We start from the raw sequence: 21692 nt of genomic DNA, 5'->3' as shown, positions 1-21692 counted from the left end.
GTTTCGGATGCTAGACTACACAACAGGACGGAAAAATACCCCCCTTTGCTTTCAACGGCTTGGGCCGACCTCTTCAGGTAACCGCGCGGGGCCGTGCCGCGTCGTGCTTGAACTTCCACCCTTGGCTGCTATTGAGCCGCCATCGCCGCCAGACAGCCATAAGGAACTTGTCCCGTGGATCTCACCGCTCTGAGAAATGCAAACCCCGATCACTGGGCCAAGGCGACCGCCATCCGCGCCCTGACCCTCGACGCCGTGGCCGCGGCCAGCTCGGGCCATTCCGGCATGCCCATGGGCATGGCCGACGTCGCCACCGTGCTGTTCGAAAAGCACCTGAAATTCGACGCCGCCAACCCCGAATGGCCCGACCGCGACCGCTTCATCCTGTCGGCAGGGCACGGGTCGATGCTGCTTTATGCGCTGCTTTACCTCACCGGAAACCCCGACATCACGCTGGACGAGATCCGCAACTTCCGCCAGTGGGGCGCCCGCACCGCCGGTCACCCCGAATACGGCCACGCCCGCGGGATCGAGACCACCACCGGCCCGCTGGGACAGGGGATCGCCAACGCCGTGGGCTTTGCCATGGCCGAGGAGATGCTGCGCGCCCGCTTCGGCCGCAAGGTGGTGGACCATTACACCTGGGTCATCGCCGGCGACGGCTGCCTGATGGAAGGCGTCAGCCAGGAGGCCATCGCGCTGGCCGGGCGCCAGCGGCTGGGCCGGCTGATCGTGCTGTGGGACAACAACAACATCACCATCGACGGCACCGTGGAGCTGGCCGACCGCACCGATCAGCTGGCGCGCTTTCGCGCCTCGGGCTGGCATGTGCAGGAGATCGACGGCCATGACCCGCAGGCCATCGACGAAGCCATGACCAGGGCCAGATCCACGGCGCGGCCCAGCATGATCGCCTGCCGGACGCATATAGCGCTGGGCCACGCCGCCCAGGACACGCCGAAGGGCCACGGCGCGCTGACCGACCCGCAGCAGCTGGCCGAGGCCAAGGCCGCCTATGGCTGGGCCTCCGAACCCTTCCACGTCCCCGCCGAAGTCAAGGCCGCCTGGGAGGCCATCGGCAGCCGCGGCGCCGCCGAGCGCACGGCCTGGGAGGCGCGCCTTGCCGCCCTGCCCGAACGGCGCCGCGCCGAATTCGAACGCATTCTCGCCCGCGAAACTCCCGGGCGGCTGCGCGCGGCCATCCGCGCGGTCAAGAAGGAGGCCGCCGAAACCGCACCGAAGATCGCCACCCGGCAGAGTTCGCAGAAGGTGCTGGAGGCGGTGAACCCGGTGATGCGCGAAACCGTCGGCGGCTCGGCCGATCTGACGGGGTCGAACAACACCCGCTCATCCGACATGACCGTGTTCGACATCGGCAACCGCAAGGGCCGCTACGTCCACTGGGGGGTGCGCGAACACGCCATGGCCGCGGCGATGAACGGCATGGTGCTGCATGGCGGCATCCGCCCCTATGGCGGCACCTTCATGGCCTTTACCGACTATGCCCGCCCGGCCATGCGCATGGCGGCACTGATGCGCATCCCCACCGTCTTCGTGATGACCCATGATTCGATCGGCCTGGGCGAAGACGGCCCCACCCACCAGCCGGTCGAGCACCTCGCCATCAGCCGCGCCACCCCCAACACATGGGTCTTCCGCCCCGCCGACACGGTGGAGACCGCGGAAAGCTGGGAGCTGGCGCTGTCGTCGAAGGAAACGCCTTCGGTCCTGTCGCTGACCCGCCAGAGCCTGCCGACCCTGCGCCGCGAACACAAGGCCGCGAACCTCACCGCCCGCGGGGCCTATGTCCTGGCCGAGGCCACGGGGAAACGGCAGGCGATCCTGATCGCCACCGGCTCGGAGGTGAACATCGCGCTTGCGGCGCGCGAGGCACTGGAGGCCGACGGCATCGGCACGCGCGTGGTTTCGATGCCCTGCATGGAGCTCTTCGCGGCGCAGGATGACACATACCGACGCCGCGTGCTGCCGGCCGGACCGGTGCGCGTCGGCATCGAGGCGGCCACGCGGCTGGGCGGCTGGGACCGCTGGCTGATGGGCGAAAGGGGGCGCGAATCGAAGGCCGCCTTCATCGGCATGGAAATTTTCGGCGCCTCGGCCCCGGCCGGCACGCTGTACGAGAAATTCGGCATCACGGCGCAGGCGGTCGCGGACAGGGTCAAGGCCCTGCTGGGCTGAGCCGACATCCGGGCGGAGGGCGGTTTCCCGCCTGCCCCCCGCCTGTCTTCCTGCGTGCAAGATCCTCGGCCGGTGCTCAATCGGCGATTTCGAACACCATCCGCACCGAGGCCCGAATCGTGATCTCGCCCGGCGCGACGGGGGCGCCTTCGCGCATCGCCGCCGCCTGCATCATCCCCGGCGCCCGCGAGGCGGCGCCGGCCTCGCTCAACTCCAGCAGCGGCCCCAGGCGAACCCCCGCCGCCTCGGTCAGCACCTCGGCCCTGGCCATCGCATCGGCCACCGCCGCCCGCCGCGCCGCCTCCAGCAGCGGGGCGGGATCCTGCACCCCGAAACTCAGCCCGCGGAAGTCGTTGCCGCCCGCGGCCGAAACCTCGTCCAGTATCCGGCCCAGCGCCGACAGGTCGCGCAGGTGGACCTGAACCGTGTTGGAGGCGCGGTAGCCCACGACCCGTCGCCGCCCGTCCGCGGTGTTGTCGCTCCAGACCGGGCTGAGAAGCAGATCCCGGGTCTGCACGTCGCGCCCGGCGACGCCCAGTGCCTCGAGCCGCGCAAGGATCCGCGCCGCAGCCTCCGAAACCGCCGCCATCACCGCCCTGGCCTCGCGCCCCTGGTCGCTCACGCCAAGCGTCAGCGTGGCCATGTCCGGCACGGCCTCGACCCGGCCTTCGCCGGACACGATGATGCGCCGCGGGCCTGTCTCGCCGGCAAGGGAGCCCCCCCCGGCCAGCGAAATCGCCATCACCGCCAGCAGAAAAAACCTTTTCACATCCGTTCTCCGAAATGCAGCTGCCCGCCCAGCATGGGCGCCATCGCCTCCTTCGGCAAGATATTGCCACCGCGCGCGCTTTCCCTCGGCGAAGACCTGCCGTAATGTCGGACGGGGCCGAGCGGGGCCCGGAACCGAAACGGACGACGTCGCCTCGAAATGAAGCCGAATTTCGCGCTTTCCCTGCTGCCGGAAGGCATCACCCTGCTGCATCGCGCGGCGGGCGGGTGGCGACGCGTCGGTACGGTGGCGCTGGATGCGCCCGACATGGGCAAGAGGCTGGAGGCCATGCGCAGGCTGGCGCTGGCGCTTGAACCCGGGGGGCTGCGCAGCAAGGTGGTCATTCCAAATGACCAGATCCGCTACATGTCGCTGGATACCGGCGCGATCAATGTCGATGCCCGCTGGCAGGCGGCGCGCGCGGCGATGGACGGGGCAACGCCCTACGCGCTGGACGAGCTGGTACTCGACATTTCCGTGGACGGTCCGACGACGCATGTGGCGGCGGTGGCGCGCGAGACCCTGCAGGAGGCCGAAGCCTTCGCCGTCCAGCACCTGTTCCACCCTGTCAGCTTCGTCGCCATCCCCGGCGACCACCCCTTTCTGGGCGAGCCGTTCTTCGGCCCCTCGGAACATGCCGCCACCCTGCCCGGCGGCTCCGAGATCGAGGCCGACGGCGTTGCGATCGTGGTCATCGGCGATGCGATTCCGCCCTCGCCCCCGACCGGAGATGACGCGACGGGGGACGACGCATCGGCCGCGCCCGACGACACCGGCGCGGCGATGCCCGATCCTGCCGCGGAAACGGGGACGGCCGGTCCGCTTCCGGGTTTTGCCAGCCGCCGCAGGAGGGACGCCGGATCGGCGCCCGACAGCAGCGCGGCACTGGCACCGCTCCCCGAGGCGGCGCCCCGGCTGAGCATCACGCCATCGGTCGAGGATGCCCAGGCCCCGGTAAACGGACCGGATGCGACCGCAGAGGCGGCGGCCGACCCGGAAAAGGAGCCCGCGCCGACGGGGTTGCCCAAGGCCCCGCCCCTGGCAAGGCCGGACCTGCCCGACACGCCAAGGCCCGTCCTGATTTCGCCGCGCATCGAGGATCTGGCGCCCGACGACGAAAGGGGGCGGCTGACGCTGTTCGGTGCGCGCCGCCCGGCCGAACCGGGTGCGGCGCGTGGCGGCCCGGGCCTGGGGCTGATCGTGACGGCGGGCCTGCTGGTGCTCCTGCTCCTCGTGGCGGCCTGGGCGACTCTGTTTCTCGATGACGGCCTGTCCGGGCTGCTTCGCCGCGAGCCGGCCACTGCGCCCGCCTCCTCTCCTGCCGCGGTGGAAGCCCCCGCTCCGGTGGACACGGCCAGGGAGGGACCGGCCGGCGGGGAACCGACCGGGGCCGCTGCGCCCGAAACCGCCGTCGCAACGGGGGGCGACATGCCGCCCGGCCCCGAAGTGGACGGCACCGGGCCGCGGCAACCGGTTTCGCAATCCCCGGACGACGGCCCGCCGCCGCTGCCCATCGCCGGCCTGCCCGCCCCGCGCCCGGTGCCTCTGGTGCCGCCGCAAGGCGCGGCTGAAGACCCCGCCGCGACCCATGCCCCGGCCCCCGCGGCTTCGCCCGGGGATACCGATCCGGGCCTGACACGCGCCGATACGGCGGCGCTGGATGCGATACGCGACCGGCAGGACGAAGAAAGCGCAGCCGACACCGCCGCCGGAGACATCGACGTGGCCGCAGCGCTTACGCCGGAACGCGCCGATGCGATCTATGCGGCGTCCGGCATATGGCTGACACCGCCGGACGTGCCGGAGACGCCCTCGATCATCAGCCTGGACGATCTCTACCTCGCCTCCATCGACCGCACCGACCTGTCGAACGATGCCGTGGCACTGCCTGCCCCGGCGGAACTGGATACCGACCGGCCGCCCGCGGCCACAGACGCGCCTTCCGTTGCCGGCAGGGCGTTCGAACCGGACAGCCGGGAGCTTGTCACGCCCTCGCCCGAAGGCACGCTCAACCCCGACGGCGTCCTCGTCTATGCCGGCCGCCCGCCGGTGGTGCCCCCGCCGACGCCGCCCCGCGCCGAACCCGAGACGGAAGCCGAACGCCTGCGCAAGCGGCTGGCCGGCTTCCGCCCGCGACCGCGCCCGGCCGAACTGACCGAGAACGTCGTGACCGAGCTGCCGCAGGCCGCCGACCGGGCGAGGCTGGCGCAGATCCGGCCAAGGCCACGCCCCGAGGCGCAGGCCACGGCGCAGACCGCAGCGGCCGATGCCGAAGGCACGGAGCTGGCGGTTCGCACCGCGTTGCGGCCGCGCCCGCGGCCCGCCGGCCTTGCCGCGCGTCCCGCCGTCGCCCGCCCCGCCGTGGCAACCGCAACCGATCCAATGCCAAGGGCCGCGCCCCCGGCCCAACCCGACGGGCGCACCCCGGCCACGGTGGCCCGCCACGCCACTGCCGAAAACGTCATCTCGCTGCGCAAGGTCAACCTGATCGGGGTCTTCGGGACACCTGCGAATCGGCGCGCGCTGGTCCGCCTGCCGTCGGGGCGCTACAAGAAGGTCAAGGTCGGCGACCGGCTGGACGGCGGCCGGGTCATCGCCATCGGCGAGAGGGAACTGCGCTATCAGAAGAAGGGGCGCAATCTGACGCTCAGGCTGCCCAGGGGGTGAGAATCCACGCGGGCCGGGACAAGCGGGCCGCCCGGCAGGGACGGCCCGCGCGCGTCACTCGGCGGCGACGTCGCCCAGCTCGCCATTGGCGATCTGCTCGCGTTCGATCGATTCGAACAGCGCCTTGAAGTTGCCCTCGCCGAAGCCGTCATCGCCCTTGCGCTGGATGAACTCGAAGAAGATCGGGCCGATCACGGTGCGCGAGAAGATCTGCAGCAGGATCTTCGTCTCGCCCCCGTCCACGACCCCTTCGCCGTCGATCAGGATACCGTGCTTCATCATCCGCTCCACGGGCTCGTCATGGCCCTTCACCCGCTCGTGGGACATCTCGTAGTAATGCGCGTTCGGGCCGGGCATGAACTGCACCCCGCGCTCGGCAATGGCATCCACCGAGGCGTAGATATCGTCGGTGCCGATGGCGATGTGCTGGATGCCTTCGCCGTTGTATTTCTTCAGATAGGCGACGATCTGACCCTTTTCGCCCCGGTCCTCGTTGATGGGAATGCGGATGCGCCCGTCGGGCGAGGTCAGCGCGCGGCTGTAAAGGCCGGTATACTTGCCCTCGATGTCGAAGAACCGGATCTGGCGGAAATTGAACAGGCGGCCGTAGAAGTCGAACCACTTGTCCATGTTGCCCCTGTAGACGTTGTGGGTGAGGTGATCGAGATAGTAGAACCCCACGCCGCGCGGCTTGGAAGGCCTGAGCCATTCGAATTCCTCGTTGTAGGGCGAGGTGTCGTAATACTGGTCGGTGAAATAGATCAGCGACCCGCCGATGCCCCGGATCGCCGGCCAGTCAACGGTTCTGTCTTCGGCCTCGTAGGGCTCGGCCCCCCGGGCCACCGCGTGGCGGAAGGCATGTTCGGCATCGGCCACGCGCCAGGCCATCGACGGCGCGCAGGGACCATGTTCGGCGACGAAGCGGGCGGCGAAGCTGTCCGGCTCGGCATTCAGAAGGTAGCTCACGTCGCCCTGCTGCCACAGCTCGACATTCTTCGTCCGGTGCCGGCCGACCATCTCGAAGCCCATGCTGGCGAACAGCGCGCGCAGATGGTCCGGGTCGGGATGGGCGAATTCGACGAATTCGAACCCGTCGGTGCCGGCGGGGTTGTCGGCGGTGATCTCGGCGCGCGGCGCGTCGTGCGGGAACGGTCCCATGGGTGATGCTCTCCTTGCAGGTCGGGGTTTTGCCTGCTTGCGAAAATAATGCCTCTTGGACACTTGTTTTGCGCATACTGTCGCGCCAGTATTCGACAATACGCGCCGTTTTCACGAACATGACCAGAAATTCATGAATTTTTCGCACCCCCTCGATGAAACGGACAAGCGCATCCTGTCCGCGCTGCAGAAGAATGCCCATCTCACCGCCCAGCAGCTGGCCGAGATCCTGAACCTGTCGCCCAGCCAGGCGGCGCGGCGGCGGCAGCGGCTGGAGGCGCGCGGGATCATCCAGGGCTATTCGGCCCGCCTCGACCCGCAGCGCCTGGGCCTCAATGTGCAGGCTTTCGTGCAGGTTCACCTGGGCACCCACCGCCCCGAGCAGGCCAGAAGCCTTGCCCGCCTGATCGAAACCCGGCCCGAGATCACCAGCGTCTGGACCATGACCGGCGAAGCCGATTACCTGCTGCGCATCTGGTGCGCCGATCTGCCCGCGCTCAACCGCTTGATTCACGAGGTCATCCTGCCGCACCCTGCAGTGGCGCGGGTGCAAAGCCAGATCGTCATGGATCAGCCCAAACGCGACGCGCCCCTGCCCACCTGACGCCCGGAAAGGCCCGAATGGAAAACTTCCTCTACCAGGCCTCGATCTACCTCGCCGCCGCGGTGATCGCGGTCCCCATCGCCGCCCGGCTGGGGCTGGGGTCGGTGCTGGGCTATCTGGTGGCGGGGATCGTGATCGGCCCGGTGCTGGGGCTGGTGGGCAGCAACGCCGAGGATCTCAAGCAGTTCGCCGAGTTCGGCGTGGTGATGATGCTGTTCCTGATCGGGCTGGAGCTGGAGCCGCGGGCATTGTGGGGGATGCGGCACCGGCTGGTGGGGCTGGGCGGGCTGCAGATCGGGCTGAGCACGCTTGCCATCATGGTGGTGGCGCTGGCCGCCGGTCAGCGCTGGGAGGCAGCGCTGGCCATCGGGCTGACGCTGGCGCTGTCCTCGACCGCGATCGTGCTGCAGACGCTGGACGAGAAGGGGCTGATGCGCACCCGCGGCGGGCGCTCGGTGTTCTCGGTGCTGCTGACCCAGGACATCGCGGTGATCCCGATCCTGGCCTTCCTGCCGCTGCTGGCCGCGCCGTGGGGAACGCGGCTGGCCAATGACGGCTCGATCACCCGCGGGGCCGGGGCGGCGGGCGGCGCCCATGGCGGGCTGTCGCTGGTTGCCGGGCTGCCGGGATGGGGGGTCACGCTGATCACCATTGCCGCGCTGGCCTTCATCATCCTGGCCGGCATCTTCCTGACCCGGCCGGTATTCCGCTACATTCACGGCAGCCGCCTGCGCGAGATGTACACGGCGCTGGCGCTGCTGATCGTCGTCGGCATCGCCTTTCTGATGGAGCTGGTCGGGCTGTCGCCGGCGCTGGGGGCGTTTCTTGCCGGCGTGGTGCTGGCCAACAGCGAATTCCGCCATGAACTGGAAAGCGACCTGCTGCCCTTCAAGGGGCTGCTGCTGGGGCTGTTCTTCATCACCGTGGGCGCCGACATCAACATCCGGGCCTTTCTTGCCGATCCCGGCGACCTGCTGGGGCTGGCGCTGCTGCTGGCGGTGACCAAGGGGGTGGTTCTCTACGGGCTGGGCCGCGCCTTCCGGCTGCGCGGGCGCGACCTGTGGCTGTTCACGCTGGGGCTGGCGCAGGCCGGCGAATTCGGCTTCGTGCTGCTCAATTTCTCGGGGCGGCTGAACGTGCTTCCGCAGGCACTGGCGGAAAAGCTGATGCTGGTGGTGGCACTGTCCATGCTGATCACGCCGCTTCTGTTCATCCTGCACGATTTCATCGCGCGCCGCCTGAAAGAGGCGGCGCCGCTTCAGGAACCCGACGAGATCGACGAACAGGGCCCGGTCATCATCGCCGGGATCGGCCGCTTCGGCCAGATCGTCAACCGGCTGGTGCGGGCCAGCGGCTTTCGCACCGTGGTTCTGGATCACGACATGGAGACGATCCAGCTGATGCGCCGCTTCGGCATCAAGGGGTTCCTCGGTGATCCCACGCGGCCGGAGCTGCTCAAGGCGGCGGGTCTGAGCAAGGCGCAGGTGCTGGTGGCGGCGATGGATCAGCCGGCGCATGTCACGCACCTGGTGCGGTTTGCCCGCCAGGAACGCCCCGATCTGCACATCATCGCCCGCGCCCGCGACCGGGCGCATGTGTTCGAGCTGTTCCGCGCCGGTGCCGACGACATCGTGCGCGAGGTGTTCGACAGCTCGTTGCGCGCGGGGCGCTACGTGCTGGAGAATGTGGGGCTGAGCGAATACGAGGCGGCCGAGGCCGAAAAGACTTTCTATGCCCATGATCGCCGGGCGCTGAAGGAACTGGCCGAGCTGTGGGATCCGAACCTGCCCGGCAGCGAGAACGAAGCCTACATCCAGCGCGCAAAGGAACTGGAAAAGGAGCTGGAACTGGCCCTGCTGGCGCTCAATGAAAAGCGCCGGGAAACCGCCTGAGCCCTCACGCCCCCGCCCTGTCCAGAAGCCGCCCGACCAGCCCGTGCCAGCCGGCCCCGAACAGCGCTACATGCACGATCGCGGGCCAGATCTGATAGACCGGCAGGCGCTCGTCCGCGCCCGGCGCAAGCGGGCCGTAACCATGAGCGAACCCCGGCCCCGGTGATGCGAACAGGTGCAGCATGGCCAGATCGACCTCGCAATGGCCATGATAGCAGGCCGGGTCGATCAGCCCGGACAGGCGGCCCCCATGGGCCAGCACGTTGCCGACCCACATGTCGCCATGCAGAAGCGACAGCGCCGGGCGCGCGGGCAGCCGGTCGGCCAGACCGCGCGCCAGCCCCTCGACCCGGCGGGCCAGGTCGGCGGGCAGGAACGGGATGCCGGGAAGCAGCCGGCGCTCGGCCCAGAAGGCGGGCCAGTCGTCAAGCGGCCGGTTCGGGATCGGGACCGGGCCGAAGGCGTAATCCTCGGGCCAGCCACAGGCCGGTCCGGTATGGCCGTGCAGCCGCCGCAGCGCCGCACCCAGCTCCGCCCAGCCATCCCCCGAAAGCCCGCCATCCTCGGGCAGGCGCTGCAGGACCAGAACCCGGTCGGACACCGCCAGCACCTTCGGCACCGTCACCCCGGCCGCGCCCATGGCAACCAGCATCGCCGCCTCGGTCCGCGGCGCCGGGCCGGACTTGACCACCGCCTCGTCCCCCGGCGCCAGCCGCAGCAGCAGCACCGACGACAGGTCACCCCCAGCCAGCGCCCGCCAGCCCCGCAGGTCCTTCCCCAGCAGCGCCGCACCGGCGCGGGCCAGTCGTTCCGGCGTCATCGCGTCATCCTCCTGCCCTCATCCGTGACCTCCCGGCGCGGGCGTGGCAAGTCCGCCCTGCCGGGGGCGGGCGCATGGTCGCATGATTGACCGCCGCCCCGGCTCGATTTAGCAAGAGCGCGAAAGGGGAACATGTCATGCTTTATGCCTCGGCCCGGGACTGGCGCGCGGCCCGCAAGAAGCGGGTGCTTCTGTTCGGCATGTCGGGACTGGGCAAGACCCATGTCAGTCAGATGCTGCGCGATTCGGGCAACTGGTTCCACTATTCCATCGATTACCGCATCGGCACCCGCTACATGGGCGAATACATCGCCGACAATGCCAAGGCCGAGGCCATGAAGGTGCCCTTCCTGCGCGATCTGCTGCTGTCGGACTCGATCTATATCGGCTCCAACATCACCTTCGACAACCTCACCCCGGTCGCCGCCTATCTGGGCAAACCGGGCAACCCCGACAAGGGCGGGCTGCCGATGGAGGAATACCGCCGCCGGCAGGAGCAGTTCCGCCATGCCGAGATCTACGCCCTGCTGGATACCGAGTATTTCATCCACCGGGCCGAACGGCTCTATGGCTATCCGCATTTCGTCTGCGACACCGGCGGGTCGATCTGCGAATGGGTGGACCCCGACAACCCCGAAGATCCGGTGCTGAGCGAGCTTTCGCGCCGGACCCTGATGATCTGGATCAGGGGCGACGAGGCCCATACCGCCGAGCTGATCCGCCGCTTCGACCGCGCGCCCAAGCCGATGTCGTACCAGCCCGCCTTCCTGGAGCGGGTCTGGGCGCAGTATCTGCGCGAATACGACCTCGAAGAACGGGATGTCGACCCCGATGCCTTCATCCGCTGGACCTATGCCCAGGCGCTGGCCCATCGCCAGCCGCGCTATGAATCCATGGCCCGCAACTGGGGCATCACGGTGACCGCCGACGAGGTTTCAGCCCTGCGCGATGCGGCCGATTTCGACGATCTGGTGGCCGCGGCCCTTGCACGAAACGGCTGATTGCCCCATCTCGACCGATCAGGACACGAACCGGAAAGCCGCCCATGCCCATCAAGATACCGGCCGATCTTCCCGCCTACGAGGTTCTCTCGCGCGAAGGCGTGATGGTCATGTCCGAAGACGACGCACTGCGCCAGGACATCCGCCCGCTGCGGATCGGGCTGCTCAACCTGATGCCCAAGAAGATCCAGACCGAAAACCAGTTCGCCCGCCTGATCGGCGCCACGCCCTTGCAGATCGAGCTCAGCCTGATCCGCATGACCGAGCACAAGACGAAGAACACCGCCGCCGAGCACATGGCCGAATTCTACCGCCCCTTCCAGGAGGTGAAGGGCGAAAAGTTCGACGGCCTCATCATCACCGGCGCCCCGATCGAGCATCTCCCCTTCGAGGAGGTCACCTACTGGGACGAGCTGCGCGAGGTGTTCGAGTGGACGCAGACCAATGTGCATTCCACCTTCGGCGTGTGCTGGGGGGGAATGGCGATGATCCACCATTTCCACGGGGTAAGGAAGCACATGCTGAAGGAAAAGGCCTTCGGCTGTTTCCGGCACCGCAACCTGGCGCCCGCGTCCCCCTATCTGCGGGGCTTTTCGGATGATTTCGTGATTCCGGTCAGCCGCTGGACCGAAGTGCGCCAGGAAGAGGTCGATGCGATCCCCCGGCTGCGCACGCTGCTGGGCAGCGACGAGGTGGGTCCCTGCCTGATCGAGGACCCCTGCCACCGGGCGCTCTACATCTTCAACCATTTCGAATATGACAGCGACACGCTGAAACAGGAATACGACCGCGACGTGACCAATGGCACGCCGGTCAAGGTGCCGGTGAACTACTACCCCGATGACGACCCGTCGAAACCGCCGCTGAACCGCTGGCGCAGCCATGCGCATCTGCTTTACGGCAACTGGATCAGCGAGATCTACGAAACCACCCCCTACGACATCGACCGGATCGGCATCGACTCCACCGACCTGCGCGCGTGAACAGCGGCCATCGGCCCCGGGGCCCGGGCGTTTGCGCAAATCCGCCCGAGGCTCCATATTGCCATTGCAGGTCAACGAACAAGGCAGGCAGATGGAACTTCCCTTCGATGGTGCGATCACGCGCTTCTTCGAGAACGACGCGCCCGAGGAAATCCGCGCCGCGATCCGGGGGGCGGGCAAGGACGACATCATCAACCCCACCTGGCCCCATCGCGAACGCCTGCGGCGCAAGGACTACGAAAAGGCGCTCGGATCGCTCCAGATCGAGCTGGTCAAGCTGCAGGCGCATGTGAAGGCGCGGGGGCTGCGCATGGCGATCCTGTTCGAAGGCCGCGACGCCGCCGGCAAGGGCGGCACGATCAAGCGGTTCCGCGAGCACCTCAACCCCCGCGGCGCGCGGGTGGTGGCGCTGGGCAAACCCTCCGAGGAAGAGCGCAGCCAGTGGTATTTCCAGCGCTATGTGGACCAGCTGCCCTCGGGCGGGGAAATCGTCTTCTTCGACCGCAGCTGGTACAACCGGGGCGTGGTGGAAAAGGTCTTCGGCTTCTGCACCGAGGCCCAGCGCGAACGGTTCTTCCGGCAGGTCCCCGGCTTCGAAGAGGCCCTGGTCGAAGACGGTATCCACCTGTTCAAATTCTGGCTGAACGTGGGCCAGGCCGAACAGCTGCGCCGCTTTCTGGCGCGCGAGCGCGACCCGCTCAAGCAGTGGAAGCTGAGCGAGATCGACGTCAAGGGGCTGGCCCGGTGGGACGACTACAGCCGGGCGATTGCCGAAACCTTCGCCCGCAGCCATACCGACGCGGCTCCCTGGACGGTGATCCGCGCCGATGACAAGCGCCGCGCCCGGCTGGCGGCGATCCGCCACGTGCTGCGGGCGATGGAATACGAGCACAAGGACAAAGAGGCCATCGGCCCCGCCGACCTGGCGATCTGCGGCGGGCCGGAGATCTGGGAATGACCAAGCGCGGCTATCATCACGGCAATCTGCGCCAGGCGCTGGTCGATTCCGCCCTGAGCCTGATCGAGCAGAAGGGCCCCACCGGGTTCACCCTCTCCGAGGCCGCAAAACGGGCCGGCGTGACCCCGGCGGCGGTCTATCGCCACTTCGAGGGGCGCGAGGATCTGATCGCCGAAGCCGCGCGCCAGGGCTACGAGATCTTCGCCGATCTCATGCAATACGCCTATGACAAGGGCCAGCCCTCGGCGCTGGCGGCCTTCGAGGCCACGGGGCGGGCCTACCTGGCCTTTGCCCGCAAATATCCCGGCCATTACATCGCCATGTTCGAAAGCGGCATATCGGTCAACCGCACGCCCGAGCTGGCCGCCGTTTCGGCCCGCGCGCGCGGGGTGCTGGAGCGGGCGGCCACCGATCTTTCGCGCCACATCGCCCCCGACAGGCGACCGCCGGCATCCATGGTCAGCGCCCATATCTGGGCCATGAGCCACGGCGTGGTCGAACTGTTCGCCCGCAACAGCCCCGGAACCGCCTCGCCGTTTTCGCCCGAGGACCTCCTGGAAAGCGGCATCGGCATCTACCTGCGCGGGCTGGGCCTGATCGCACCGGACGGCTGAACCGGAAAGGCACCATTCGCTGTTGTGCGATGCCCCGCCGGGGCGCTAGAGTCGGGCCAGTCCCAGTGCGCACCCCACCGGAGGCCACGCACGTGTCCCACCGCCTGTCAAACACGACGCTGACCCGAAAGGATCGCCTGCATCAGCTCAAGGAGCGCGAGCAGGGCTGGTTCGACCTGCGCTTCGTCAAGGCGATGGAGCCCGCCCACCGCAGCACCTGCATCGACCTTCTGGACGTCTCGCCTTCGCTCTTGCGGCAGGACCTGTTCGCGCTTGCCCGAACCGGGTTCCGCAAGGGGGGGTACTTCGTCGAGTTCGGCGCCGCAGACGGCGTCCGGCGCAGCAATACCTGGCTTCTGGAGAAACGCTTCGGCTGGAAGGGGATTCTCGCCGAGCCGGGGCCGGACTGGCACGTGGCGCTGAAGGCCAACCGCTCCTGCGCCATCGACACCCGCTGCGTCTGGCGCGAAAGCGGGCAGAGCGTTCCCTTCACCGGGCTGACCGCCGCCGACAAGGACGACCCGCAGCCGGATGCCGTCTGCGAAGTCGAGACGGTTTCGCTCGGCGACCTGCTGGAAACCCATGGCGCACCTTCGGTCATCGACTACCTGTCGGTGGACACCGAAGGCAGCGAATACGAGATCCTCGCCGCCCTCGATTTCGACCGCTGGTCGTTCCGGGTCCTGACCGTCGAACACAACTTCGCCCGCCAGCGCGAGGACATCCACGCGCTGCTGACGGGCAAGGGGTATGTGCGGGTTCTGGAAGACGTGTCGCGTTTCGACGACTGGTACGTGCCGGCCGGGTGAGATGCGCTTTCGGCAGGGGCCGCGCTACCGCTCGCCCCCCCGGCCCGATGTCGTCCCTTCCTTCGCCGGCGGTCTCGCCGGTTCGGCCGCATCCGGCACGGTTGGCGCGGCGCCGCGGAAAATCTCGCGGAACATGCCCGGCGCAAGCCCGGAGAGGGGATTCACTTCGACGACCGGCGAATCGGACGGCCCCCGCAGCGTGTAGTTGAACCCGATCAGCCCCTCGCCCCGCCGGGTCAGCACGCTGCCGAAGGCATTGAACAGGTAAACCGGCGAAATCACCCCGCGCATGGCCATCCGCCCTTGGGAAAGATCATAGACCCCGTCCATCGACAGGCCGATGGATGGCCCCTCGGCGCTGGCCTCGTAGAGCGTGAGGACGGTTGGATCCAGACGGAAACGCGCATCCACCCGCGCGAACGGAATCCCCTGCCCGGCCAGTTCGTTCAACAGCCCCACCACGCTGATCGCGTTCAGAAGGGCGGCCATGGCGGGGGCGTCCCTGACCCGGGTGTTGCGGACGGTCAGCTCGCCATCGAAAGAGCCTTCCTCGCCCACCGGCACCAGCGTCATGGTGAACGCCCCGCCCTCTCCCCGCCGCAGGATGCCCATGGCACGGAACACGGCACCGGCATCGGCCGAACGGACCCGCACAGCGCTGCGACCGGCTTTCGGCACCACCGTTCCCTCGATTGCGACCTGGCCGTTGAGACGCGCCGAAAAGATGCCATTGAGCCCGCCGAAAGTGTCGAACTGCCCCTCGAAATCGTTCAGCACGATTGCATCCGTCACCCGCAGCCGCGACAGCCGGACCGCCAGCGGCCCCGACTCGCGGGCGCCGGAGGCATTACCCGCCCCCCCGCCGAACGTGGCCTTGCGCATGTCCACGGTTCCGTCGAGAATCCGGATTTCCGGCGCCTTGTCGCCGCGTCCGACGATCTCGGCCTGCACGTCCAGCCAGCCGCCCAGCCGGACCGAACTCAGGCTCGCCCGGTCCAGCCCGCCACCGGGGTGGTTCGCCACCACGCCCCGGACCTTCAGCCCGGCCGCCTCCAGCACCAGATCATCCACGCGCGTGCGCGCGCCCAGCGTGGCCGTCAGCCTCAGATTGCCCCTTGTCGCCGCCGGCTTGGCCCAGCCCAGTTGCGGGATCCGCAGGCGCAGCCCCACCAGATCCGATGCGAGCGAAAGTTTCGGCCTTTCGCCGCGGGCGAAATCCAGCACCAGCCGCGCCCGGCCCTTCCCGGTCACGCTGCCCGGCGGCAGGCCGACGGCGAAGGCGGCCAGAAGGCGGGGCGACAATTCGATGTCGCCCTCAAGCCGGCTTGTCTTCTTCGCGCCCTTGCCGATCGGCTGGCGCCAGGTAATGTTGGCCGGCACGTCATCGATCTTCACTGCCCCCGACAGGCGGACTTCCCGATTGTCCACCGACACCGACAGGACCGGCGACGTCGCCACATGGCCGGGAACAAGGACGGTGCTGCGCGCGGTCACCACCTCTCCGGTGGCGCGCAACGTCATCTCATCGAACTGTGCCCCCTTCTTCAGCGGCAGCTTCAGCGTGCCGCTGGCGCGCACCAGCCCCTCGGCCAGATCCACCGGCAGCGGCGTGTCCTTGAGCACCCGCAGCGGCGGCCGGTCAAGCAGCGACATGAACGCCGCCACCGGACCGGAACCGTTCATTCGGACCTCGCCCGGCGCGGCCACGCGGATGCCGATGTCGGGGATGATGAAGGAAGTCCCCGCGACATTCACCGCGCCCCCCTTGTCCGCCTCGATCCGCCCCCTGGTGGCGGTGACGGAAAACCGCCTGTCCACAAGCTGGGCATGACCGGCCGCGCCCCTGATCGGCGGCATCGTCCGCAGGAAACGGATCGTGTTGCCGCTGAAATCGAAATCGGCGCGAATCTTCGGCTTGCCCCCCGGGCGCAGGCGCAGGGCGAAATCGGCGTTCTCGATCCGGCCGTCGGAGAGGTTCATCTCCACCCAGCGGCGCGGCTTGGGCGCCAGCCGCAGCGGCCAGAATTCCAGTACCCGTTCCGGCGTGAGCCCCTCGGCCCGGCCGTCGATGCCCAGCCGCCACCCCTCATCCCCTGCGGCCACCTCTCCCGAAACCCGCAGCGCCGTCTCGCCGCGCAGAAGATACAGCTCGTCCAGCGCCAGGCGGAACGGTTCGGGGGTCATGCGGAAATCCAGCCCCGCCTTGTCCAGCGTGAGCGGGCCGGCCAGTTCGCCCCCCGGATCGAGGCGCAGCCCGGTCAGCGTGAGATGCCCCTCCAGCTCGGTCAGCCGACCGTCGCGCACGCCGCTCAGGATGGCCTGCCCCTCGGCCCGGCCCGACACCCATGCGCTGGAGACCGACAATTCGTCGAAACGCAGCACCTGTTCCTCGGGGGAATAGGTGAAATACGAGCGCGCGCCTTCGAAGGGCACCGGCCGCGCCGCCGGGTTCGGCTGCAACACCCCCGCGCCGATCTGCAAGGTGGCCGAGACCGGACCCAGCCTGCCCGTCGCGTCGATGCTGCCGCGCAGCGCCCCCGAGATCGGCGCGCGCAACACGCCCAGCCAGGACAGGGCGATGCTTTGCGTGGCGATGTCCTCGGCCGGGAAATCCTGAACGGAAATCCCGAATTCGGTTGCCTTGCCGCCCGGCCGGCTCTGAAAACTCACCTGCAGCGCGCTGGCGTAGTCGCGCCCGCTGAGCAGCGACAGCGCGGCCACGAGGGTCAGCCCGTCCTCTTGCCGCTGCATCCGCACGGTCCCCCCGTCGAGCGTCCACGCCCGGCCCGCGCGGGCATCTTCATAGCGCAGGGTCAGGCTCTCCATCTCGACTGAGGTCAGCGCCGACAGCGCGGGCCTGTCCAGCGCCCCTTCCAGGGCGCCGACCAGCTCGGCAAGGTTCGCCGCGCGCCCCACCGGCACCACCCCGCCAAGGCTCAGCTCCACTTTCCCGTCGCGGGCACGCCGCAAGGTGGCCTGCGCGCCGCTCAGGGCGATGCGCCGCGGCTGCACCCGACCGCCGACCAGGGCCGACATGACCAGGCTGGTGCGCACATCCGCCAGCCTGAGGATTTCGCGTCCCTCGGTGTCGAAAAGGGTCAGGTCCAACAGCCGCAGGCGGGGATGCCACCCCTTGTCGATCACGAACTGGACGTCCGAGAACTCGACCCCCATGCCGCCGAGGCTGTCCTCGATCCGTTCCTCCAGCGCCTCGCGCAGCCATTCCGGCGCGTGCAGGCGCTGACCGATCAGCATCACCAGAACGACCATGGCGGTGACCAGGGCGACGTTGAACAGCCGTATCGTCCACACCGCGACCCGCCGCGCGAATACCAGCCGGCGCCGGGCCGCGCGGGCCGCCTTCAGGCCGCTCTCCTGCTGACCGGGGGGGTGATCGCTCATGCGCCCGTCCCGCGCCGATGAACTTGCCAGCCGCAAGACTTTGTGGAACTCAACCCTTCGAACCCTTCAGGAGTTGCAACATGCCAGATCTCAACGAACCCGCTCCCGACTTCACGCTGCCCCGCGCCGGCGGTGGCGATGTGACCCTGTCCGACCTGCGCGGCAAGCCTGTCGTCCTGTTCTTCTACCCACGCGATGATACGCCGGGCTGCACGAAGGAATCCATCGGATTTTCCGAACACCTGCAATCCTTTGCCGATGCCGGGGCCGAGGTTTTCGGGATTTCGAAAGACCCCCTCTCCAAACACGAGAAATTCATCGCCAAACACGGCCTCACCGTGCCGCTGCTGTCGGACGCCGAAGGCCATGTCTGCGAGGACTACGGCGTATGGAAAGAAAAGGTGAATTATGGCCGCCGCTACATGGGAATCGAGCGCTCCACCTTCCTGATCGACGCCGATGGCCGGATCGCGCGGATCTGGCGCAAGGTCCGCGTGGCAGGTCATGTCGAGGAAGTGCTGGAAGCGGTGCGCGCATTGTGACCGGCTCGCTGACGCAGATGGCGGAGGAGGTGCTGACCACTGCCGATCCCCGCGAAAAGACCGCACTGTCGCGGCGCCATGCGGCCGCCTGGCTGACCTCCCGCGAAGGCCGGGCGGATCCGATCCCGGTGGGCACGGCCACCCCGCCTTCCGCCCCCGCACGCCCCGACCGGCCCGAACTGCTGCCGCCGCGCGAGGTACCGCGCCGCCGCCCCGGCACCGCTGCCGGACGGGTGGCGCTGCTGCATGCGGTGGCACACATCGAGCTCAACGCCGTCGACCTGCACTGGGACATCATCGCTCGCTTCGGCCATGTATCGATGCCGGCGGGGTTCTACGACGACTGGGTGCGGGCCGCGGATGACGAATCGCGTCATTTCCTGATGATCTGCGACTGTCTCGAATCCCTGGGCAGCCATTACGGCGCCCTTCCCGCCCATGCCGGCATGTGGCGCGCCGCCCGCGACACCGCCGGAGACCTGATGGGCCGCCTCGCCGTGGTGCCGATGGTGCTCGAAGCCCGCGGGCTCGACGTGACGCCGGGGATGATCGAGATCTTCCGCCAGGCCGAACTTCCGAAGGTGGTATCCGCTCTTGAAGTGATCTACGCCGAGGAAGTGAGCCATGTGGCCTATGGCTCGAAATGGTTCAACTTCCTGTGCGGGCGCGAAAACGCGGATCCGAAAGAGCGGTTCCACGACCTCGTCCGCCGCTATTTCCACGGGCCCCTGAAACCGCCCTTCAACGAGGAAAAGCGCGCCGAGGCCGGCCTGCCCCCGGATTTCTACTGGCCCCTGGCCGATGGTGGCAATGTAAAGGACTGACCGACCCGAAACCGGCCCCCTTCCTTCCTCTTGCCGGAAATACTCTGGGGGGTGCGGGGGGCAAAGCCCCCCGAATACTCTGGGCGTGGGGCCGAACCGCCACGCGGTTTCGGCAGCCCCGCGCCCCGAACCGGCACGCCCCGTCACCTCGCCAGCATCGCCATCAGGCGGGCCTTTTCGCCCATATCCTCGGGGCGGGAAATGACCTCGGCCAGCTCTTCCAGCGAAGCGATGGAATGACCCGCGCGAAAGCTGTCCACATGCGGCAGCATCGCCGCGATGCCGCGCGCCTTCGGGGCGAACCCGTCCCAGCGCAACAGCGGGTTGATCCAGATCAGGCGGCGCGAGGACAGCTGCAGGCGCTCCATCTCCCGCGCCAGCTGATCGGGGTCGTCGCGGTCCAGCCCGTCGGTGATCAGCAGCACCACCGCCCCCTGCCCCATCACCCGCCGCGACCAGTCTCGGTTGAAGGCGTGCAGGCAGGCGCCGATCCGGGTGCCGCCCTCCCAGTCCTGCGCCTGCGCCCCGGCCGCCGCCAGCGCCGCATCCACGTCGCGCTGAGCCAGGTGGCGGGTGATGTTGGTCAGCCGCGTGCCGAAGGTGAAGGCATGGACCTTCGCCCAGCCCGACCCCTTCGCATTGGATACCGCATGCAGAAAATGCAGGATGACACGGCTGTATTGGCTCATGGAACCGGAAATGTCGCAAAGAACGACAAGGTTCGGCCAGCGCGGGCGCAGCTTTTGCCGATGCAGGTTGCGCATCTCGCCGCCCGTGCGCATGGCGGCGCGCAGGCTGCGCCGCAGATCGTAGCGGCGGCCCAGATGGCTGGCCTGCCCGCGCCGCGACGGAATCGGCCTGACCGGCAGGGACAGCCGCGCCAGCATCCGTTTCGCGCGGGCGATTTCCTCGGTGCTCATCTGTTCGAAGTCGAGCGTGCGCAGGCGCTCCTCGGACGACATGGTCAGCGAGGCGTCGATTTCGATCTCGGCCCCGTCGCTGTCGTCCTCCCCGCTCTGCGGCGCCTCCGGCAGCATCCCGTCAAGCAACGCCTCGGCCGCGCGCCTTTCTCCGACCTCGGCCGCGCGTTCTTCCTGCACGCCGCGCATGGCAGGCAGCAGCATCGCCATCATGTGCTCCAGATAGCGCGGATCGCGCCAGTACAGGCGAAACACCTGGGCGAAGATCATGCGCTGTTCGGGCCGGTTCACGAAACAGGCGTGCAGCGTCCAGTAGAAATCGGTGCGCGAGGTGAAGCCCGCGGCCGCCACCGCGCGGATCGCCTCGATCACCCGTCCCGGCCCGATCGGCAGCCCGGCCTTGCGCAGCGCCCGGGCGAAATGGATGATGTTCTGCGCCAGTTTCGGGTTTTCGGGCAGATCGAGCGGGGCGTATTCGGGCATGTCAGCGTTGCGGCAAAGCCGGTTCACGGGGGCTCTGCCCCCGCACCCCCGGGATATTTTCGGCCAGAAAAAGCATCAGGCAGGTTCCAGGCTGGCGCGGGCCTGGTCGAGGATGCGGCGGGCCTCGGAGCCCTGCAGCTTCTGGATGTCGTCCTGGTATTTCAGGATCGCGCCCAGCGTGTCGGAAATCACTTCCGGGCTGAGGTCGATCACGTCCAGCGCCAACAGGCATTTCGCCCAGTCGATGGTTTCGGCCACGCCGGGTTTCTTGAACAGATCCTCGGTGCGCAGCTGCTGGACGAAGGCGACCACCTCGCGCGAAAGCTGTTCGGCCGCTTCCGGAGCGCGGGCATGCAGGATTTCCAGCTCGCGCTCGAAGCTGGGGTAGTCGACCCAGTGGTAGAGGCACCGGCGCTTGAGCGCGTCATGCACCTCGCGCGTGCGGTTCGAGGTCAGGACGACGATGGGCGGCTCGGGCGCCCTGATGGTGCCCAGTTCGGGAATGGTCACCTGGTAGTCGGACAGCGCCTCGAGCAGGAAGGCCTCGAAGGGTTCGTCGGTGCGATCGATTTCGTCGATCAGGAGCACCGGCGCGCCGGCCGGATCGGGCTCCATCGCCTCGAGCAGCGGCCGGCGGATCAGGTAGTCACCGCTGAAGAGTTCCTCCTGCAGGGCCTTGCGGTCGCTGCCGCCGGCGGCCTCGGCGGTGCGGATGGCCACCATCTGCGCCGGGAAGTTCCACTCATAGACGGCACTGGCCGCGTCCAGCCCTTCATAGCATTGCAGCCGGATCAGCCGGCGCCCCAGCGCGGCGGACAGGGCCTTGGCGATCTCGGTCTTGCCGACGCCGGCCTCGCCCTCCAGAAACAGCGGCCGGCCCAGCCTGAGCGACAGGAACACCACCGTGGCCAGCGCCCGGCCGCAGACATAGCCCTGCCCGGCAAGCATCTTCTGAACGGCGTCAACGGATTGCGGTATCTGCATGCGAAATCTCCCGCGCCCAACAGGTCACGACTTGCTGCGCAGGTCAAGCGGGCCATATGTCGAAGA

17 protein-coding genes are annotated in these 21692 nt (G+C 68.4%); 11 read left to right on the top strand and 6 right to left on the bottom strand.

All coding sequences use genetic code 11. The annotated features are described in order from the left end of the window. Positions 1-174: 174 nt before the first annotated feature. Positions 175-2196: a transketolase gene (gene tkt, locus ACZ5CM_RS05660; RefSeq protein WP_464641739.1), complete on the top strand. Its 2022-nt coding sequence runs from the start codon at positions 175-177 to the stop codon at positions 2194-2196. A 76-nt stretch (positions 2197-2272) separates the two neighbouring features. On the opposite strand, the gene ACZ5CM_RS05655 is transcribed toward tkt, so the two are convergent. Next, positions 2273-2965 carry an SIMPL domain-containing protein gene (locus tag ACZ5CM_RS05655; RefSeq protein WP_464641738.1) on the bottom strand — a complete coding sequence of 231 codons (693 nt, stop codon included), beginning with the start codon at positions 2963-2965 and terminating at the stop codon, positions 2273-2275. A gap of 159 nt (positions 2966-3124) precedes the next feature. Here ACZ5CM_RS05655 and ACZ5CM_RS05650 point away from each other — a divergent pair, with 159 nt between their 5' ends. After that, on the top strand, positions 3125-5632 hold the full coding sequence (locus tag ACZ5CM_RS05650) for a hypothetical protein (RefSeq protein WP_464641737.1): 2508 nt from the start codon (positions 3125-3127) through the stop codon (positions 5630-5632). Between the two features lie 54 nt (positions 5633-5686). Here ACZ5CM_RS05650 and hppD read toward each other — a convergent pair whose 3' ends face one another. Then, positions 5687-6790, bottom strand: coding sequence for a 4-hydroxyphenylpyruvate dioxygenase (gene hppD / locus ACZ5CM_RS05645; RefSeq protein ID WP_464641736.1), 1104 nt, complete (start codon positions 6788-6790; stop codon positions 5687-5689). Between the two features lie 133 nt (positions 6791-6923). Here hppD and ACZ5CM_RS05640 point away from each other — a divergent pair, with 133 nt between their 5' ends. Both ACZ5CM_RS05640 and ACZ5CM_RS05635 read left to right on the top strand, forming a co-directional pair. Beyond that, complete coding sequence (locus ACZ5CM_RS05640; RefSeq protein WP_464641735.1) at positions 6924-7394, top strand: Lrp/AsnC family transcriptional regulator; 471 nt, start codon at positions 6924-6926, stop codon at positions 7392-7394. Between the two features lie 17 nt (positions 7395-7411). After that, the gene (locus tag ACZ5CM_RS05635; protein WP_464641734.1) at positions 7412-9286 is read left to right on the top strand and encodes a monovalent cation:proton antiporter-2 (CPA2) family protein; all 1875 of its coding nucleotides are present in this window, start codon (positions 7412-7414) and stop codon (positions 9284-9286) included. A 4-nt stretch (positions 9287-9290) separates the two neighbouring features. Here ACZ5CM_RS05635 and ACZ5CM_RS05630 read toward each other — a convergent pair whose 3' ends face one another. Then, positions 9291-10106: a fructosamine kinase family protein gene (locus tag ACZ5CM_RS05630; RefSeq protein WP_464641733.1), complete on the bottom strand. Its 816-nt coding sequence runs from the start codon at positions 10104-10106 to the stop codon at positions 9291-9293. A gap of 137 nt (positions 10107-10243) precedes the next feature. On the opposite strand from ACZ5CM_RS05630, the gene ACZ5CM_RS05625 reads away from it, so the two are divergent. From ACZ5CM_RS05625 to ACZ5CM_RS05605, 5 genes are all read left to right on the top strand, one after another. Continuing rightward, the gene (locus ACZ5CM_RS05625) at positions 10244-11107 is read left to right on the top strand and encodes an ATPase (RefSeq protein ID WP_464641732.1); all 864 of its coding nucleotides are present in this window, start codon (positions 10244-10246) and stop codon (positions 11105-11107) included. A gap of 44 nt (positions 11108-11151) precedes the next feature. Continuing rightward, positions 11152-12090, top strand: coding sequence for a homoserine O-acetyltransferase MetA (metA, locus tag ACZ5CM_RS05620; RefSeq protein ID WP_464641731.1), 939 nt, complete (start codon positions 11152-11154; stop codon positions 12088-12090). Positions 12091-12181: 91 nt separating this feature from the next. Further along, positions 12182-13048 (top strand): polyphosphate kinase 2, encoded by an 867-nt coding sequence (gene ppk2 / locus ACZ5CM_RS05615; RefSeq protein ID WP_464641730.1) that lies wholly within the window; start codon positions 12182-12184, stop codon positions 13046-13048. After that, the gene (locus ACZ5CM_RS05610; protein ID WP_464641729.1) at positions 13045-13662 is read left to right on the top strand and encodes a TetR/AcrR family transcriptional regulator; all 618 of its coding nucleotides are present in this window, start codon (positions 13045-13047) and stop codon (positions 13660-13662) included. Before ppk2 ends, ACZ5CM_RS05610 begins: the two co-directional genes overlap by 4 nt. Before the next feature lie 92 nt (positions 13663-13754). After that, the gene (locus tag ACZ5CM_RS05605) at positions 13755-14471 is read left to right on the top strand and encodes an FkbM family methyltransferase (protein ID WP_464641728.1); all 717 of its coding nucleotides are present in this window, start codon (positions 13755-13757) and stop codon (positions 14469-14471) included. Positions 14472-14495: 24 nt separating this feature from the next. Here the strand turns inward: ACZ5CM_RS05605 and ACZ5CM_RS05600 are convergent, their stop codons facing one another. Further along, a complete protein-coding gene (locus ACZ5CM_RS05600; RefSeq protein ID WP_464641727.1) occupies positions 14496-17873 on the bottom strand; it encodes a YhdP family protein in 3378 nt (1125 codons plus the stop codon). An 80-nt stretch (positions 17874-17953) separates the two neighbouring features. Here ACZ5CM_RS05600 and ACZ5CM_RS05595 point away from each other — a divergent pair, with 80 nt between their 5' ends. Both ACZ5CM_RS05595 and ACZ5CM_RS05590 read left to right on the top strand, forming a co-directional pair. Then, a complete protein-coding gene (locus ACZ5CM_RS05595; protein WP_464641726.1) occupies positions 17954-18415 on the top strand; it encodes a peroxiredoxin in 462 nt (153 codons plus the stop codon). 17 nt (positions 18416-18432) lie between these two features. Then, positions 18433-19239: a ferritin-like domain-containing protein gene (locus tag ACZ5CM_RS05590; RefSeq protein WP_464641725.1), complete on the top strand. Its 807-nt coding sequence runs from the start codon at positions 18433-18435 to the stop codon at positions 19237-19239. Between the two features lie 143 nt (positions 19240-19382). Here the strand turns inward: ACZ5CM_RS05590 and ACZ5CM_RS05585 are convergent, their stop codons facing one another. Together ACZ5CM_RS05585 and ACZ5CM_RS05580 are read right to left on the bottom strand one after the other, a co-directional pair. Further along, positions 19383-20642, bottom strand: a complete 1260-nt coding sequence (locus ACZ5CM_RS05585; protein ID WP_464641724.1) for a vWA domain-containing protein — start codon at positions 20640-20642, stop codon at positions 19383-19385. Positions 20643-20717: 75 nt separating this feature from the next. Further along, the gene (locus ACZ5CM_RS05580) at positions 20718-21626 is read right to left on the bottom strand and encodes an AAA family ATPase (RefSeq protein ID WP_464641723.1); all 909 of its coding nucleotides are present in this window, start codon (positions 21624-21626) and stop codon (positions 20718-20720) included. Positions 21627-21692 lie beyond the last annotated feature (66 nt).

The organism is Piezobacter thermophilus (assembly GCF_055386745.1).
Note: the sequence above shows the minus strand (reverse complement) of the source record. Positions and strands in the feature narration are given on the sequence as shown.

Coding starts and splice junctions, on each gene's coding strand:
- ACZ5CM_RS05650 (WP_464641737.1), top strand. CDS start 3,125: ATGAAGCCGAATTTCGCGCTTTCCCTGCTGCCGGAAGGCATCACCCTG.
- hppD (WP_464641736.1), bottom strand. CDS start 6,790: ATGGGACCGTTCCCGCACGACGCGCCGCGCGCCGAGATCACCGCCGAC.
- ACZ5CM_RS05640 (WP_464641735.1), top strand. CDS start 6,924: ATGAATTTTTCGCACCCCCTCGATGAAACGGACAAGCGCATCCTGTCC.
- ACZ5CM_RS05635 (WP_464641734.1), top strand. CDS start 7,412: ATGGAAAACTTCCTCTACCAGGCCTCGATCTACCTCGCCGCCGCGGTG.
- ACZ5CM_RS05630 (WP_464641733.1), bottom strand. CDS start 10,106: ATGACGCCGGAACGACTGGCCCGCGCCGGTGCGGCGCTGCTGGGGAAG.
- ACZ5CM_RS05625 (WP_464641732.1), top strand. CDS start 10,244: ATGCTTTATGCCTCGGCCCGGGACTGGCGCGCGGCCCGCAAGAAGCGG.
- metA (WP_464641731.1), top strand. CDS start 11,152: ATGCCCATCAAGATACCGGCCGATCTTCCCGCCTACGAGGTTCTCTCG.
- ppk2 (WP_464641730.1), top strand. CDS start 12,182: ATGGAACTTCCCTTCGATGGTGCGATCACGCGCTTCTTCGAGAACGAC.
- ACZ5CM_RS05610 (WP_464641729.1), top strand. CDS start 13,045: ATGACCAAGCGCGGCTATCATCACGGCAATCTGCGCCAGGCGCTGGTC.
- ACZ5CM_RS05600 (WP_464641727.1), bottom strand. CDS start 17,873: ATGAGCGATCACCCCCCCGGTCAGCAGGAGAGCGGCCTGAAGGCGGCC.
- ACZ5CM_RS05595 (WP_464641726.1), top strand. CDS start 17,954: ATGCCAGATCTCAACGAACCCGCTCCCGACTTCACGCTGCCCCGCGCC.
- ACZ5CM_RS05590 (WP_464641725.1), top strand. CDS start 18,433: ATGGCGGAGGAGGTGCTGACCACTGCCGATCCCCGCGAAAAGACCGCA.
- ACZ5CM_RS05585 (WP_464641724.1), bottom strand. CDS start 20,642: ATGCCCGAATACGCCCCGCTCGATCTGCCCGAAAACCCGAAACTGGCG.
- ACZ5CM_RS05580 (WP_464641723.1), bottom strand. CDS start 21,626: ATGCAGATACCGCAATCCGTTGACGCCGTTCAGAAGATGCTTGCCGGG.